The organism is Halomonas sp. DP5N14-9, assembly GCF_019802175.1.
GTDB lineage: Bacteria > Pseudomonadota > Gammaproteobacteria > Pseudomonadales > Halomonadaceae > Halomonas > Halomonas litopenaei.
The window spans coordinates 125,403-140,333 of the sequence record NZ_JAHVHR010000029.1; the positions used below are offsets into that span (position 1 = coordinate 125,403).

General features: G+C 63.9%; 13 protein-coding genes. 6 read left to right on the forward strand and 7 right to left on the reverse strand.

What is annotated here, in order from left to right; genetic code table 11:
- The first annotated feature begins 33 nt into the window (after positions 1 to 33).
- Together KUW00_RS15380 and KUW00_RS15385 are read left to right on the forward strand one after the other, a co-directional pair.
- On the forward strand, positions 34 to 849 hold the full coding sequence (locus KUW00_RS15380; protein ID WP_108133382.1) for an amidohydrolase: 816 nt from the start codon (positions 34 to 36) through the stop codon (positions 847 to 849).
- Complete coding sequence (locus KUW00_RS15385) at positions 849 to 1,544, forward strand: pseudouridine synthase (RefSeq protein ID WP_222569495.1); 696 nt, start codon at positions 849 to 851, stop codon at positions 1,542 to 1,544. Before KUW00_RS15380 ends, KUW00_RS15385 begins: the two co-directional genes overlap by 1 nt.
- Positions 1,545 to 1,635: 91 nt before the next feature.
- Here the strand turns inward: KUW00_RS15385 and KUW00_RS15390 are convergent, their stop codons facing one another.
- The 7 genes from KUW00_RS15390 to gloB all read right to left on the reverse strand — a co-directional run bounded on the left by KUW00_RS15390 (position 1,636) and on the right by gloB (position 11,963).
- A complete protein-coding gene (locus KUW00_RS15390) occupies positions 1,636 to 3,930 on the reverse strand; it encodes a GGDEF domain-containing protein (RefSeq protein ID WP_222569496.1) in 2,295 nt (764 codons plus the stop codon).
- Between the two features lie 206 nt (positions 3,931 to 4,136).
- Positions 4,137 to 5,726, reverse strand: coding sequence for an ABC transporter ATP-binding protein (locus KUW00_RS15395; RefSeq protein WP_222569497.1), 1,590 nt, complete (start codon positions 5,724 to 5,726; stop codon positions 4,137 to 4,139).
- Complete coding sequence (locus KUW00_RS15400; RefSeq protein WP_231498690.1) at positions 5,716 to 6,789, reverse strand: ABC transporter permease; 1,074 nt, start codon at positions 6,787 to 6,789, stop codon at positions 5,716 to 5,718. The genes KUW00_RS15395 and KUW00_RS15400 overlap by 11 nt, the downstream gene beginning before the upstream one ends.
- A 2-nt stretch (positions 6,790 to 6,791) precedes the next feature.
- Positions 6,792 to 7,865, reverse strand: a complete 1,074-nt coding sequence (locus KUW00_RS15405; RefSeq protein WP_083970510.1) for a microcin C ABC transporter permease YejB — start codon at positions 7,863 to 7,865, stop codon at positions 6,792 to 6,794.
- 190 nt (positions 7,866 to 8,055) lie between these two features.
- Complete coding sequence (locus KUW00_RS15410) at positions 8,056 to 9,882, reverse strand: extracellular solute-binding protein (RefSeq protein WP_045993724.1); 1,827 nt, start codon at positions 9,880 to 9,882, stop codon at positions 8,056 to 8,058.
- Between the two features lie 45 nt (positions 9,883 to 9,927).
- The gene (locus KUW00_RS15415; RefSeq protein ID WP_045993723.1) at positions 9,928 to 11,121 is read right to left on the reverse strand and encodes a transglycosylase SLT domain-containing protein; all 1,194 of its coding nucleotides are present in this window, start codon (positions 11,119 to 11,121) and stop codon (positions 9,928 to 9,930) included.
- Positions 11,122 to 11,195: 74 nt separating this feature from the next.
- On the reverse strand, positions 11,196 to 11,963 hold the full coding sequence (gloB, locus tag KUW00_RS15420; RefSeq protein WP_045993722.1) for a hydroxyacylglutathione hydrolase: 768 nt from the start codon (positions 11,961 to 11,963) through the stop codon (positions 11,196 to 11,198).
- A 208-nt stretch (positions 11,964 to 12,171) separates the two neighbouring features.
- On the opposite strand from gloB, the gene KUW00_RS15425 reads away from it, so the two are divergent.
- The 4 genes from KUW00_RS15425 to nudC are packed head-to-tail and all read left to right on the forward strand — an operon-like array spanning position 12,172 to position 14,931.
- Entirely contained in the window at positions 12,172 to 12,873 is a 702-nt protein-coding gene (locus KUW00_RS15425; RefSeq protein ID WP_315901168.1) for a class I SAM-dependent methyltransferase, read from the forward strand.
- On the forward strand, positions 12,870 to 13,331 hold the full coding sequence (gene rnhA, locus KUW00_RS15430) for a ribonuclease HI (protein ID WP_045993720.1): 462 nt from the start codon (positions 12,870 to 12,872) through the stop codon (positions 13,329 to 13,331). Before KUW00_RS15425 ends, rnhA begins: the two co-directional genes overlap by 4 nt.
- A 47-nt stretch (positions 13,332 to 13,378) precedes the next feature.
- Positions 13,379 to 14,155 (forward strand): DNA polymerase III subunit epsilon, encoded by a 777-nt coding sequence (gene dnaQ / locus KUW00_RS15435; RefSeq protein WP_222516779.1) that lies wholly within the window; start codon positions 13,379 to 13,381, stop codon positions 14,153 to 14,155.
- Positions 14,155 to 14,931 (forward strand): NAD(+) diphosphatase, encoded by a 777-nt coding sequence (gene nudC / locus KUW00_RS15440; protein WP_222516780.1) that lies wholly within the window; start codon positions 14,155 to 14,157, stop codon positions 14,929 to 14,931. Before dnaQ ends, nudC begins: the two co-directional genes overlap by 1 nt.

The window sequence follows — 14,931 nt, forward strand, 5'->3', positions numbered from 1 at the left end:
GCTAGGGGGACGACGTCAATTGATGAGATTACCATGACACAGCTGCGTACGACGCTTGTCCAGTGCAACCTTCACTGGGAAGATCCCGAGTCCAACTGCCGGATGCTGGAGGACAGCCTGGCGGACCTGGGCGCCAACGATACCGATCTGATCGTGCTGCCGGAAATGTTCGCCACCGGGTTCACCATGAACTCACGCGAGATGGCCCAGCCCATGGCGGACAGCAGCGTGGTGGCATGGCTTGTGGATCAGGCTCGCCAACGAGGCTGCGTGGTCACCGGCAGCGTTGCCATCGAGGAGCAGGGCGAGTACTTCAACCGCCTGGTCTGGGCGCGACCGGACGGCGACATCAGCTGGTATGACAAGCGCCATCTCTTCCGCATGGCAGGCGAGCATGAACGCTACGACATGGGGCGTGAGCGCGTGATCGTCGAGCTCAATGGCTTCCGCATCCTGCTGAGCGTCTGCTACGACCTGCGCTTTCCGGTATGGCTGCGTCAACGCCAGAACCCATCGACCCACTTCGAATATGACGCCCTTCTATGTGTTGCCAACTGGCCGGCGCCTAGGCGCCATCCCTGGCGCACGCTGCTGCAGGCGCGTGCCATCGAGAACCTGGCCCCGGTGATCGGTGTCAACCGCGTCGGTGAGGACGCCAAGGGCCTCGCCTACTCGGGTGACTCCATGTTGATCGATGCCAAGGGTGAGGCGCTGATCGACGAGGCGCGTGATGAGCCCTTTGTCAAGACCGGTGTGCTCGACCGCGACGAATTGGCGGCATTCCGGGAGAAGTTCCCGGCATGGCAGGATGCCGATGCCTTTCAACTCGCCGATGACGAGGCCAACTGATGCGTCTGGACCGCTTTCTCAGCGAGACCACCGACCTGACGCGTAGCCTGGCCAAGCGGGCCCTGGTGCGCGGGGAGGTAACGGTCAACGGCGAGCTTGAAAAGAAGGCTGCGCGACATGTGGCGAGTGATGACGAGGTGCGCTGGGAGGGACGACTTCTTGAGCTGGTTGGACTTCGTTACATCATGCTGCACAAGCCCGTCGGGGTGGAGTGCACGGCCAGACGGGGACTCTACCCGCGGGCGGTTGACCTGATCGATCTGCCAAAGGCCGAGCGTCTGCAGCCGGTAGGGCGGCTGGACGTCGACACCACTGGCTTGCTGTTGTTGAGCGACGATGGCCAGTGGTCCCACCGCATCACCTCGCCTCGCCATCGCAGCGCCAAGATATACCAGGCCCTGCTGGCACGGGACCTGGACAACCCTGACGAGGCCGTCGCACGTTTTGCCAAGGGCATCATGCTGGAGGGCGAGGAGACCCCGACGCGTCCCGCTACCCTGACCTGTCACGGGCCGAGGGAGGTCGAACTCGCCATCGTCGAAGGGCGTTATCATCAAGTCCGTCGCATGTTCGCCGCCATCGGCAACCATGTCGAAACGCTGCATCGCCACACGATCGGACCCTTGACCCTGGATGCGTCTCTCGAACCCGGCCAATGGCGCGAATTGACAGCCGAGGAACGCGAGCTGTTTTAACAGCGCGGGGCCGGGCGCTGGTGTGAGAGCGCTGGTTTGGATCGCAGCAGCGGGCGCTGTAGCGAGAGCGCTTCGCGGCTTGCCCGGCCGGCTAGTCTTTCTCGTGAGGCGTGGCGAGTGCGATGCGAGCCCGCCCTGCGTGCTTGGCCCGATATAGGGCGCTGTCTGCCATCGCCAGCAGGCAGCTCGGATCGTCGCTGGTGGCCGGGAAGCTGGCGATGCCGCAGGATACCGATACCGTACCCAGGCTCTGGCCCTCGTGGCGGAAGCTCGCGCTGGCCAGGGCGTGGCACATGCGCTGCATGCGATGGTGAGCGTCGTCGGCCTCGGCGCCGGGCAGCAGCACGACGAACTCCTCTCCACCAAAGCGACAGACCACGTCGATGTCACGAAAGCTGTTGGCCAGCATTCTGCCAACCCCTTCAAGCACCGTGTCACCCGCCGCATGACCATAGCGGTCATTGAATTTCTTGAAGTGGTCGATGTCCAGGATGACCACCGCCAAGGGGCTCTTCTTGCGCAACGAAATAGCCGTCTCGTGGGCAAAAAGCTCATCGAAGTAGCGACGATTGTGCAGTCCGGTCAGATCATCGCGATAGGATAGCGCCGATAGTTCTTCCTGCAGGGCGATGCTCGACAATACCAGGGCCAGGCGGCTGACGCCGAGTTCGATGAAGCTGCGGGTGCGATCCCAGTACTGCGGGCGCTTGACCAGTGGCCCGTCGGGCACGACGCAGATCACGCCCAGTCGGCGGTGCTGGCGATCCGGGCCGGTCAAGTCCAACGGAAAGACCCAGTGAGGCAGGTTGTCGGCAGGGGAAGGTGCCGAAGGGTCCGAGGGCGGCCTCCTGGTGGAGATCGTGAGCAGGTCGTCCAGGGCGGGCAGGCTTTCTTCCGTGCGCGTTCGAAGCGGCGGAATCGCGGTGGTGTCCAGCCAAGCCGGGGGGCGATAGGTGGTGGGCCAGAACAGTTCCAGCGTCATGTTGTCCGGCTGATCCTGAGGCCGGTAGAAGGCGCCCTGCATCGGTTCCAGTATCTCCGGCATGGCCCGCTGGGTCAGGCATAGCGCTTCCTCGAGGCTGGTGCATGCCTGCAGCGTGTCGATCAGACTGGCCAGTCGCTGGGTCTTGTGGTGTTCGGTGGCCAGCACCAGGGCACGTTGTCTCTCTTGTTCTGCGAGGCTTTCCAGTTGCCGGGTACGCTCGGCCACCTCTTGCTCGAGGTGATCGTTGAGTCGCTGCAACTGGCGTTGGGAGCGAGCATAGTGGCGCGTGGAGATGACGATCATGGCGACGATGAAGGCCAGGGCACCAAGATGCACCGGTACACTGATCCAGCCCACCAGGCCGTGGGCCACCAGCATGTCGGTGATGGCGATGGCAGCAAAGATGGCGTAGCTCGCGACGATCAGGCGTTGGTCGCTGTCGAACTCTCGTCGATAGCGAAACAGCCAGCGTGCCATATAGGCCAGCGCCCCGAGCAGTATCAGGTCGAACAAGGGAAAGGTCGGAGGAAGCGATACCACGTCCAGCATCGCCAGCGCCGGGGCGATGATGGCGTAGGCCAGCAAGCCTAGCCACAGACGTCGCATGCCCTGTCGCGGGATCTGCGGAAACCAGTGCTCGAGGATCAGCGCCATGGCCACCGGCAACGAAAAATAGGCGATGGCGGCGACATAGTCCCATGCCAGGGGCGCGAACACGATCAGTTGGCTGGCGTCGCTCTCGGCCAGCACCATGAGTCCGACCGCCAGCGAGAAGAGCCCGAGGCTACCCAGCCGCCAGCGTTCGGGCTGGGTCAGGATCAACACGAGCGCCAGGGCTGCGACGATCAGGCAGGCAAGCGCGATCACTAGTTCGCCCTTGGTGGCCTCGAGAATCGAGGGCAGTATCCGTGACTGTTCCATGATCACGACCTTGCCCCAAAGCCCGATGTCCTTGTAGGACGACTTCAGGCGCAGGTACAGGGTCTTGCCCTGGGTGGGCGAGGGCAGCTCGATGGCGTGCCAGGTCCAGCCGGCGAAGGCCCCGGCGTCCGGTCCTTCGAGCTGACCGTGGCGATAGACGTGTTGCCCATCGACGTAGGCTTCGGCGACCAGGTTGAGGCTTGAGACGAACAGCGCCGGCTGAAGCCAGTCACCGGCGGGCAACTCCCGACGCAGCCAGAGGCTGTCGCGACCGTCACGACCCGGGGGATTGCCGATGCCCTCCAGGGACTTCCATTCCCCTTCAGCGGCGGTGAGCCACTCAAGCTCTCCGTCAGGAGTGCGGGGCGAGTCCCCCCAACGATATTGCCAGTCATCATTCAACGCGAGCTCGCCAGCCAGTACCTGACTGCCGGGCAGCCAGAGCAGGGCGAGTACAAGAAGCGTGATGCAGCGGAACATGGCGAGACCTATGGACGGTAACCCGGCCAGTATAGAACGAGGTGGCAATAACAACATTCGACGGCATAGTCGAAAGAATAAACGTTTGAGGCCTGGACGGCCCCAGTCCCGGCATGAACCGCCATGGAGCGCATTTGGCTGCAACCGCGCTCAGATGCCATGCCTTCTACCGCCCCCCTGTCGGGACACCTCCTGTCAGCCTTGCTTCATCTCTGGGGCTCAAGCCCCGCCGCCTTGACCAGAGCCCTGGTGTAGGGATCGGCCGGCCGGGAAAGTACGTCCATGCAGGCCCCCTGTTCGATCAGACGGCCTTCCTTCAGCACCATCACCCTGTGGGCCATGGCGCGCACCACCGCCAGGTCGTGGCTGATGAACAGATAGCTCAGTCCGCGCCGTGCCTGGAGGTCCCTGAGCAGGGCGATCAGTTGTTTCTGCACTGTCCTGTCCAGTGCCGAGGTCGGTTCATCGAGTACGATCAGGCGCGGCTCGAGGATGATCGCTCGGGCCACCGCGATGCGTTGGCGCTGACCGCCGGAGAACTCGTGGGGATAGCGTTGGGCGACGTGTTCCGGGAGCTCCACCTCACGCAAGGTCGCACGGACCCGAGCGCTGACTTCCTGCTCGGAAAGCTCAGGCTGATGATAGCGAAGTCCCTCGCTGATGATATCCGCCACCGGCATTCGCGGAGAGAGAGAGCCGTAGGGATCCTGGAACACGATCTGCAGATTTCTGCGCTGCTGGCGCAGCGCCTTGCCCGATAGCTGATCCAGCCTGGCGCCGGCGAAGTCGATGACTCCCTTGGCCTGGTTCAGGCGCAGTAGAGCAGAGGCCAGGGTGGTCTTGCCGGATCCCGATTCGCCGACCACGCCCAGGGTCTCGCCGGCGGCGATGTGCAAGTCCAGCGGAGCCAGCGCCTCGAAGCCAGGCTGGGAACGCTGGAACAGGCGTCGGCGCCGTTCGAAGGTGACGCTTAGCTGGCGGGCCTCGATCAGGGTCGGGGCATCGCCACAGGGGGTCGGGACACCTTCCGGCTCGGCGTCCAGCAACTCCCGCGCGTGGGCGCTCTGGGGGGATTGGAAGACCCGCTCGACGGTCCCGGTTTCCTGGTGCTCGCCATGGCGCATGACACACACACGGTCGGCGTGTCGACGCACCAGATTCAGGTCGTGGGTGATGAACAGCATGCCCATGCCGTGATGATCACGCAGCTCGGCCAGCAGGGCGAGCACCTCCTGCTGTACGGTCACGTCCAGGGCGGTGGTGGGTTCATCGGCCACCAGCAGCTCAGGCTGGTTGGCGATGGCCATGGCGATCATTACCCGCTGACGCTGCCCGCCGGAAAGCTGGTGGGGCCAGGCATCGAGCAGTTCCTCGGCTCGCGGCAGTTTTACCTGTTCCAGCAGTTCGCGGCAGCGGTGGCGAGCCCCGCGGCCTCGCAGGCCCTGGTGCAGGCGCAGGGTCTCCGCCAGCTGTCGTCCGATGGTGTGCAGCGGATTGAGCGAGGTCATCGGCTCCTGAAACACGAAACCGACGCGGTTGCCGAGCAGCCCCTGCCATTTACGCGGCGTCAGCCGCGACAGGTCGGTGTCGCCGAGCCATCTACCGCCTTTGATCGTGGCGTTGGGCGGCAGCAGGTTGAGCGCGCCAAGCGCGGTGACCGACTTGCCGGACCCCGACTCACCCACCAGCGCCAGGGTCTCTCCGCGCCTGACGTCCAGCGACAGTTCCTTGACCACGGTGGTGTCGCCGAAGCCGATCGACAGCCGATCCAGCGACAGCAGGGTGTCATTGTTCATGCGCGGGGCTTCCTTGCGGTGTCGTGTTGCCGCTGGCGCTTTGGACGTGGCGCGGATCGAAGGCGTCGCGGATCCCCTCGCCGATGAACACCAGCAGCGACAGCATGACCGCCAGGGTCATGAAGGCGGTAATCCCAAGCCATGGCGCCTGGAGGTTGTTCTTGCCCTGGGCCACCAGCTCGCCCAGGGAAGGCGAACCTGGCGGCAGCCCGAAACCGAGAAAATCCAGCGCCGTGAGGGTGGTGATGGCGCCGGTGAAGAGGAAGGGTATGAAGGTCAGGGTCGCCACCATGGCGTTGGGCAGCACATGGCGCCACATGATCAGATGTGACGGCAGCCCCATGGCCTTGGCCGCCCGTACGTACTCCAGATTGCGCGCACGCAGAAACTCGGCACGCACGATATCCACCAGTCCGAGCCAGGAAAACAGCAGCATGATCCCGAGCAGCCACCACAGATTGGGTTCCACCAGGCTGGCCAGGATGATCAGCAGGAACAGCACCGGCAACCCCGACCATATCTCGGTCAGGCGCTGGCCGATCAGGTCGACCTTGCCGCCGAAATAGCCCTGCACCCCACCGGCCAGCACCCCCAGCACCAGCGACCCGGCGGTCAGCACCAGAGCAAAGATCACCGACAGGCGAAAGCCGTAGATCACCCGCGCCAGCACGTCACGACCCTGGTCATCGGTACCCAGCCAGTGGCGGCCATCCGGGGGTGACGGCGCAGGGTGGTCGAGATACTCGTCCAGGGTGTCGTAAGAGAACGGAATCGGCGCCCACAGCATCCAGCCATCCGACTCGATGGCGTTGCGGGTAAAGTCATCGTGATAGTCCGCCGCGGTCGGCAGAAAGCCGTCGAAGACGGTATCCGGATAGTCGACCAGCATCGGGAAGTACCATTGCTGCTGATACTGCACCAGCAGCGGCTTGTCATTGGCGATGAGTTCGGCCCCCAGGCTGAGCACGAACAGTAGGCCGAAGGCCCACAGTGACCACCAGGCACGGCGCTGGTGGCGAAAGACGGCGAGACGACGGCGGGTGATGGGAGAAAGGCTAGGCACGATCAGGATTCCCGTGTCTCGAAGTCGATGCGCGGATCCACCCAGACGTACGTCAGGTCGGAAACCAGTTTGAGTATCAGGCCGATCAGGGTGTAGAGGTAGAGGGTGCCGAAGATCACCGGATAGTCACGCTGCATGACCGCCTCGAAACCGAGCAGGCCCAGCCCGTTGAGCGAGAAGATCACCTCGATCAACAGCGAGCCGGTGAAGAAGATCCCGATCAGCGCCGACGGCATCCCGGCAATGATGATCAGCATGGCGTTGCGGAAGACGTGGCCATAGAGCACCCGCCTGTCGCTGGCACCCTTGGCCCGGGCGGTCAGCACGTACTGGCGGTGGATCTCGTCGAGAAAGCTGTTCTTGGTGAGCATGGTCAGGGTGGCGAAGCTGCCGATGGCCGAGGCGCTGACCGGCAGCACGATATGCCACAGGTAGTCCTTGACCTTGCCCCAGGCGCTGAGCTCGGAAAAGTCCGGTGACGTCAGCCCTCGCAGCGGGAAGACGTCGAAGTAGCTGCCGCCGGCGAACAGCACGATCAGCAGGATAGCGAACAGGAAGCCGGGAATGGCGTAGCCGACGATGACCAGGCCGGAGGTCCAGACATCGAAGGCGGAGCCGTGTCTCAAGGCCTTGCGTACCCCCAACGGGATCGACACCAGATACACCAGCAGGGTCGTCCACAGACCTAGCGAGATCGACACCGGAAGTCGCTCGAACATCAGGGTGGTGACCGCCTCGCCGCGAAAGAAGCTCTCGCCGAAGTCGAAGGTGGCGTAGTCCACCATCATGTCGATAAAGCGTTCATGGGCCGGCTTGTCGAAGCCGAACTGCTGCTCAAGCTGGGTGATGAACTGCTCGGGGATCCCGCGGCTGCCGCGAGACTCGCCGCTATCGATGGTCTCGCCGCCACCTCCCTGCAGGCGCGTACTGGCCTCGCTGGAAAAGCCCTCGAAACGTGCCAGCAACTGGTCGATGGGCCCGCCCGGCGCGGCCTGGACGATGATGAAGTTGAGCAGCATGATCCCCAGCAGGGTGGGGATCATCAGCAGCAGACGGCGCAGTACGTAGGCACCCACGGCATTTCCTTGAGGATTGGGTTTGCCAAGGCGAAGCGTCGTTTCGCACGACGCTTCGCACCACCAGAAACATTTTCTGTATCAGGGCCGCCGGCGTGGTCGGGCCTGCCGTTCGGGCTGGACACGTGCGCCTGCCCTCTGAATCTTTGACCTTCTTACCACAGCACAGCGCCCTTGGGCCGCCGTTGAATCAACGGCTACGCTGACGATCCTCGATGACCGCCTCGCGTTCAGGGTCTACCCACCAGGCGCTCAGGTCCAGCGTGTACTCGGGGAAGGGCTCCTGCCAGGCAAACTTGTCCCACACCGCGATGCGGTGGGCGGCCAGATGGAACTGCGGGACCACGTAGAAGCCCCAGCGCAGCACTCTGTCCAGCGCCTGGGCGGCGGTGTCCAGTGCCTGGCGCGAGTCGGCGGCGATCAGGCGATCGACCAGAGCGTCGATGACGGGATCCTGAAGGCCGATCAGATTCCGGCTCTGGGGGCGTTCGGCATACTCGCTGCCCCAGAACTCACGCTGTTCATTGCCGGGACTCAAGGACTGCGGAAAGCTGCCCACCACCATGTCGAAGTCGAAGCTGCGCAGACGATTGAGGTACTGATTGACGTCGACGGTACGGATATTGCCCTGCACCCCCAGTCGGGCCAGCCTTCGCAGCAGCGGTTGGGCGATGCGCTCGAACTGGGTGCTGTAAAGCAGGATCTCGACGTGCAGTGGCTCGCCATTCTCGGGGTCGATCATTACCCCGTCACGGGCCTCGTAGCCGGCCTCACGCAGGAGTTCCAGGGCCTTCCTCAGGCGTGGACGCATCTCCTGGGGCTGCTGCATCGGCAGTGGCTCGCTGAAGACGCTCTCCGGCAGCTGGTCGCGGAAGGGCTTGAGCATTGCCAGCTCGTCTTCGGACGGCAAGCCGGTGGCTTCCATCTCGGAATTCTCGAAGTAGCTGTCGGTGCGCGCATAGGCGTCGTAGAACAGGTTTCTGTTCAGCCACGGGAAGTCGAAGGCAAGAGTGATCGCCTCGCGCACGCGGCGATCCTGAAACTTGGCCTTGCGCAGGTTCATGACGTAGGCCTGCATGCCGGCGGGCTGGCCGTCATGGACCTGAAGCTGCCTGACAAAGCCCTGCTCGCGCGCCGGGAATTCGTAGGCCGTGGCCCAGTTGCTCGCGGAATTCTCGAGGCGGAAGTCGAGATTGCCGGCCTTGAAGGCCTCCAGTGCCACCGTCTGGTCGCGATAGTAGTCGTAGATCAGCCGTCCGATATTGTGTCGGCCGACGTTGACCGGTACCTCGCTACCCCAGTAGTCGTCGACGCGCTCGTAGACGATGCGGCGGCCCGGATCGACCTCGGCGATCCGATAGGGGCCGGAGCCGAGCAGCGAATCGCGGGTCACCGCCTCGAAGTCGCGATCACGCCAGTAGTGCTCGGGCAGGATCGGCATCTGGCCCAGGATCAGCGGCAGTTCACGGCTTTCGCTGTCACCGAGGTCGAAGTGCACGGTGTCGCTGTCGATGGCGGTGACGCTGTCGACATCGCTGTAGTAGGCGCGGTAGAAGGGCTGCCCCTTGGTGGTCAGCGTCTCGAAGCTGAATACCACGTCCTGGGCGTCCATGGGTTCGCCGTCATGGAAGCGCGCTTCGGGGCGCAGGTCGAACTCGACCCAGCGCCGTTCGGGGTCCAGGCGGATACCCTCGGCCAGGAGCCCATACATGGTGAAGGGCTCTCCCGGGTTCGATTCGAGCAGGGTGTCGTAGATCTGTGTAAGGCCAGAGGCTGGCGTGCCACGAACAATAAACGGATTGGTCGAATCGAAGCTGCCCTGGGCGGCGCGAATCAAATCACCGCCTGACGGAGCATCAGGATTGGCATGGGGAAAGTGGCGAAAGTCAGCCGGCAGGGCCGGCTCACCATAGAGCGGAAGGGCGTGCACGGTGGGCACGCTGGAAACGTCTGCGGCCTCGCTGGCGGTCGCCAGCAGGGCGCCCAGCAGGCAGGCGCCAATTGCCACCTGTCGCATGGCGGTGGAGTCCTTGTCCTGAGGGGCGCCACCGTGGCGCCCGCTTTACCGACCGGAAAGTGTCAGTTGCTGACCGGGTTGAAGAGCCTGCGGGTTGTCGATGCCATTCCAGCGTGCCAGGTCCCGAGGCGAGATGGAATGAAGCATGGCGATGCGGTTCAAGGTGTCTCCGCTCTCGACGACATGGGTCTCGTCGGAGGCGCTGGCCACTTCGATCTGCCCCAGGTTGCTCAAGGCATTGCGCAGGGTGGCGGCGCTCTCTGCCGGCACCAGAATCTGACGGGTGTGACGCGGGTTGACGTTGCGCGACTTGAGTCCGGGGTTCAGTTCGCTCAGCTCGTGGGTGGTCACTCCGGCCAGAGCGGCTGCCTTGTTCAACGAGATCGGTGCGGTGACCGAGACCTTGGCAAAGGCCGCCGAGCCGCTGATCTCCGGAAGGTTGACGCCATAGCGCTCGGGATCATTGATGATCCGCGAGATGGCCATCAGCTTCGGCACGTACGCCATGGTCTCCGAGGGCAGGTTGAGATCCCAGTAGTCGCCGGCGAGTCCGCGAGCCTGTGCCGCACGGCGGGCATTGTTGACGGTGCCGGCGCCGGCGTTGTATGCCGCAAGTGACAACTGAAGGTCGCCCTCGTACCACTGATCCGCCTGCATCTCGATGTAGTCCAGGGCGGCGCGGGTGGAGGCCACGACATCATTGCGGCCATCCCAGGCACCATTGCGCTTGAGGCCGAGGGCGTCACCGGTACGCGGCATGATCTGCCACAGTCCGACGGCGCCAAAGTGGCTACGTGCCTTGGGATCGAAGGAGCTCTCGACGAAGGGGATCAGCGCGATCTCGCCCGGCAGACCACGTGATTCGACCTGCTGGGTGATCCAGGCGAGCCAGGGGCGGGCGCGCTCGGTGATCTCCGCCACGTTATGGGGGCTGTCCTGGTAGTAGTCGATCCATTCCTGCACGCGGGCATTGACCGGCTGGTCCTGCCACTGGAAATCCGCCCGCAGACTTGTCCAGGCATCCTGCGGCTCGAGTTCCAGGGCATCCCAGAAGTGGCGAGTCAGGTGTTGATGCGAAGGCGCGGCGCTTGCGTCAGCGCTGGTTCCGCCATATGGCATGGCGCCACCGGGGGGGAGTGGCGAGGCCTGGGATGTATAGGCACCGGCCATCAACGAGCCAAGGAGGGCCAGACTGCTGGCCGCGCCAAGAAGTCGTCTACGGGTCGTGTGAAATGTCATGCGTACAGAAACTCCTGGCCCGCGATGCTTATCGCGGGCGTCCTGTGGGACGATGGTTCAGGACGCCGAGCCGTTCAGAAGGAATCCTTCCAGGCTCTTAGCGTGGCAAAGGTGGCGTCCGTGCTATCGGTCGACCCATGGGCTGAGGCAGCGCGCTTGACATCTTCATCATCGCAACGAAGGAAGGGATTGATGCGGCGCTCACGTTCCATCGTTGTAGGCAGCGTGGGTCGGTCCAGATCTCGTGCCTTCTGACATTCGTCGAAGGCGGTGGCAACGTCGGGGTTGCCGGGGTTGGCCGCCTTCGCAAAAGCGAGGTTGGCCAATGTATATTCGTGCGCGGAGAATACCAGTGTATCCGCCGGCAGGGAATTCAGTCGGTCGAGGGACCCCTTCATCTGCTCCGGGGTACCTTCGAACAGGCGTCCGCAGCCACCGCTGAACAGGGTGTCCCCACAGAACAGCAGCGGCGGGATGCCTGCGGTAAAGAAGGCCAGATGGTCCAGGGTATGCCCAGGCACCGCCATCACCTCGAACAGGCGGCCCATGACGCGAAACTCGTCACCGTCACGCACGATCTCGTCGACGCCTGCGATCTCGGGGTTATCCGGCCCGATCACCCGGGGCGAATAGCGCTGGATCAGTTCGGCAACGCCGCCGGTGTGGTCATGGTGGTGATGGGTCAGCAGGATGCAGCCCAGGCTCAGCCCTTCACGTTCGAGAAAGCGCAGAACAGGCTCGGCGTCACCGGGATCCACGACGCAGACCTCTTGACTCGAATCCTGGCGCAGCAGCCAGATATAGTTGTCGCTAAAGGCTGGAATCGGTGTCACGCTTAACATGGTCGGCAGGGTCCTCGGAGCGAGCCTTGAGCGGGCAGCATCTAGCTGGGCGGCCGGCGCAGACTTCAGTAAACTTCGTTTTTTCGCCTTGCAAAATCAGACACTTTGGAGGCACAGGTCGACTATGTCAAATGCGTCGGAGCCGATGGAGCTCGCGTGCCTGGTGCGGCACGCTCGACGCTATTGGTCCAGCGACAGCGGATGCGCCGTGCGGCGTTCCGAGCGAGCCTGCCTGGGCCCGCTGGCCGAACGCTGGTGCGGCCAGCACGGTTTTGAAATGTCACTGGCCGAGCCACTGGCCGACATGAGCGCGGTTCGCCACTGGATACGGTGGTCTCCGACCAGGGAGCTGGCGGAAAGTTCCAGCACGCTGGTTTGCCGCCCTGAGCGCTTGGCACTGCCCGACGGAGCGATGGACGTGGTGGTGCTCAATCACTTGCTGGAGGTGGTGTCCCACCCCCACCAGCTTCTGCAGGAGGCCGCCCGGGTGGTCTCGCCGCAGGGGCGACTGGTACTGCTTGGCTGGTCCCCGCTGTCATCGTCGGGTTTGATGAGGGTGCGGCCTCGCCGCCGGCGGCAGATGCCGGGGCAGGGCGTATGGCGAACGCCGCGGACGATGAAGGACTGGCTTCAGTTTGTCGACTTCGAGATCGAGCGGGTAGACTACTGCCGATTTCGCCTGCCGGGGCTCGCCGGTGGCAATGGCATGCTGGAAACCCTCGGCCGGCGCCACAACCTGCCCCTGGGCGATTGTTATATCATCCAGGCTCGCTGCCGCTCGCAGCTGGCCTGTACCCAGGGAAAACGCCCGCTGTTCGGCTTGCCGGTCGGTAACACCGCACTCGGCACCACCAGGCTCGAGCCCAGTGTGCGGCAGACCCCCAAGCAGAAGAAGGTAGCAATGCGTTGACCACTCCCGATTCACTCCCTGTCGTGACCATTTACACCGACGGGGGTTGCCGCGGCAATCCCGGACCCGGCGGCTGGGGAGCGCTGCTGGAAAGCGGGGATCACCGCAAGTCGCTCAAGGGCGCCGAGCGTGATACCACCAACAACCGAATGGAGCTGACCGCCGCGATCATGGCGCTGAAGACGCTCAAGCGCGAGTGTCACGTGGATCTCTGGACCGATTCGGAGTATCTGCGCAAGGGCATCACCGAATGGATCCATGGCTGGATCAAGCGTGGCTGGAAGACGGCTTCCAGGCAGCCGGTGAAGAACGCCGATCTGTGGCGCGAGCTGCATGAGCAGACACGCCGACACCAGGTCAGCTGGCATTGGGTCAAGGGGCACAGCGGCCACCCTGGAAACGAGGCCGCCGACGCCCTGGTCAACGAGGCCATCGACGAGTTGCTGGAAGGCGCCTGACGCCGTCGGCCCACACCCCACAGCCCATCCGACTTCAGGGACCCAGAATGCGACAGATTGTACTGGATACCGAGACCACCGGTATCGAGACGCGCGACGGCCACCGTCTCATCGAGATCGGCGCCGTGGAGATGATAAACCGGCGTCTGACCGGAAATTCCTACCATCAATACATCAACCCCGAGCGTGAGATCGATGCCGAGGCGATCGGTGTCCACGGCATCACCAACGAGCGGGTCGCCAATGAGCCGGTTTTCGCCGAGGTGGCGGCCGACTTCTGGGAGTTTATTCGCGGGGCCGAGCTGGTCATCCATAACGCGCCCTTCGATGTCGGCTTCATCGACCACGAATTCAAGCTGTTGAAGGCCACCCACCCCGAGCTATATGCAGGGCCCGTCAAGGATCACTGTCGTATCCTCGATACCCTGACCATGGCAAGGGGACTGCACCCGGGGCAGCGCAACAGCCTCGACGCCCTTTGCAAGCGCTACGATATCGACAATGGTCACCGCGTGCTGCACGGGGCCTTGCTCGATGCCGAGATCCTGGCAGACGTCTATCTGGCGATGACCGGTGGGCAGACCGCCCTGACCCTGGATGCGGGCAACGACAGCGACCAGCAGGCGGCGGTGCCCGGCGAGCTTTCGGTGCGTCGGCTGTCATTGGAGCCGGGGCGGCTGAGCGTGGTACGCCCGACAGATCAGGAGATGGCGGCCCATCTGGCCAAGCTCGACAAGGTGCGTGGCAAGGCAGGAGAGTGTCGCTGGGACGACCTGGACCCTGCCTACGCCGGCCCCGGCAGCGCCACGCAGGACGGTGTCTGATGCTGCATCGGGAGCTGCCAAGAGGTGTCGAGTCGGGGCGTATCATTCGCCTGTCGAAGGGCTGTATGGCGCCTGGCCTGGACAATACGCCGCTGGGGCCGGTCGAGCCCTGGGATGAGCGTGTTCAGCCGTTGTGCTGGTGGTCGGACGAACCGGTGGGGCTGCGTCTTGAAGACAGCCCAGGCGCCGACTGGCCAGACGGCCGTAGCTGGCTGTCGAGGTTGCCCGAGTCATGGTACGGGCTGGTGTCAACGGCGCTGCAGGTGGGTGCCTGGATGGGCAACCACCGGTTTTGCGGGCGTTGCGGCAGCCCAGCCAGGCGTCTGGAACACGAGTTTGCGATGCACTGCGACAATTGCGGCCATCGCAACTACCCGCGCATCTCGCCCTGCATCATCACCCTGGTGACCCACGGGGAGTCGCTGTTGCTGGCTCGTAGCCCGCGTTTTCCACCCGGACGCTATTCCACCCTGGCAGGATTCATCGAACCGGGAGAATCGGCGGAGCAGGCGGTGCATCGCGAGGTCCACGAGGAGGTCGGTCTGAAGCTGGGGCGGCTGCGTTATATTCGCAGTCAGGCCTGGCCTTTTCCCCACTCCCTGATGCTGGGCTATCTGGTCGAGGCGGCAAGCCGACGCATCGTGATCGACGGCCACGAGATCGAAGACGCCGCCTGGTTCTCGCCACGGCAGCTACCGCAGTTGCCGCCGCTTTATTCGATCTCGCGGGAGTTGATCGAGTTGCACCTGTCCGAGGTGCGTGACGGTCGGTCCTGA

Excerpts from the sequence above, each read along its gene's own strand:
- dnaQ (WP_222516779.1), top strand. The coding sequence starts at position 13,379 with ATGCGACAGATTGTACTGGATACCGAGACCACCGGTATCGAGACGCGC.
- KUW00_RS15395 (WP_222569497.1), bottom strand. The coding sequence starts at position 5,726 with ATGAACAATGACACCCTGCTGTCGCTGGATCGGCTGTCGATCGGCTTC.
- KUW00_RS15415 (WP_045993723.1), bottom strand. The coding sequence starts at position 11,121 with ATGACATTTCACACGACCCGTAGACGACTTCTTGGCGCGGCCAGCAGT.
- KUW00_RS15390 (WP_222569496.1), bottom strand. The coding sequence starts at position 3,930 with ATGTTCCGCTGCATCACGCTTCTTGTACTCGCCCTGCTCTGGCTGCCC.
- gloB (WP_045993722.1), bottom strand. The coding sequence starts at position 11,963 with ATGTTAAGCGTGACACCGATTCCAGCCTTTAGCGACAACTATATCTGG.
- KUW00_RS15410 (WP_045993724.1), bottom strand. The coding sequence starts at position 9,882 with ATGCGACAGGTGGCAATTGGCGCCTGCCTGCTGGGCGCCCTGCTGGCG.
- nudC (WP_222516780.1), top strand. The coding sequence starts at position 14,155 with ATGCTGCATCGGGAGCTGCCAAGAGGTGTCGAGTCGGGGCGTATCATT.
- KUW00_RS15385 (WP_222569495.1), top strand. The coding sequence starts at position 849 with ATGCGTCTGGACCGCTTTCTCAGCGAGACCACCGACCTGACGCGTAGC.
- KUW00_RS15380 (WP_108133382.1), top strand. The coding sequence starts at position 34 with ATGACACAGCTGCGTACGACGCTTGTCCAGTGCAACCTTCACTGGGAA.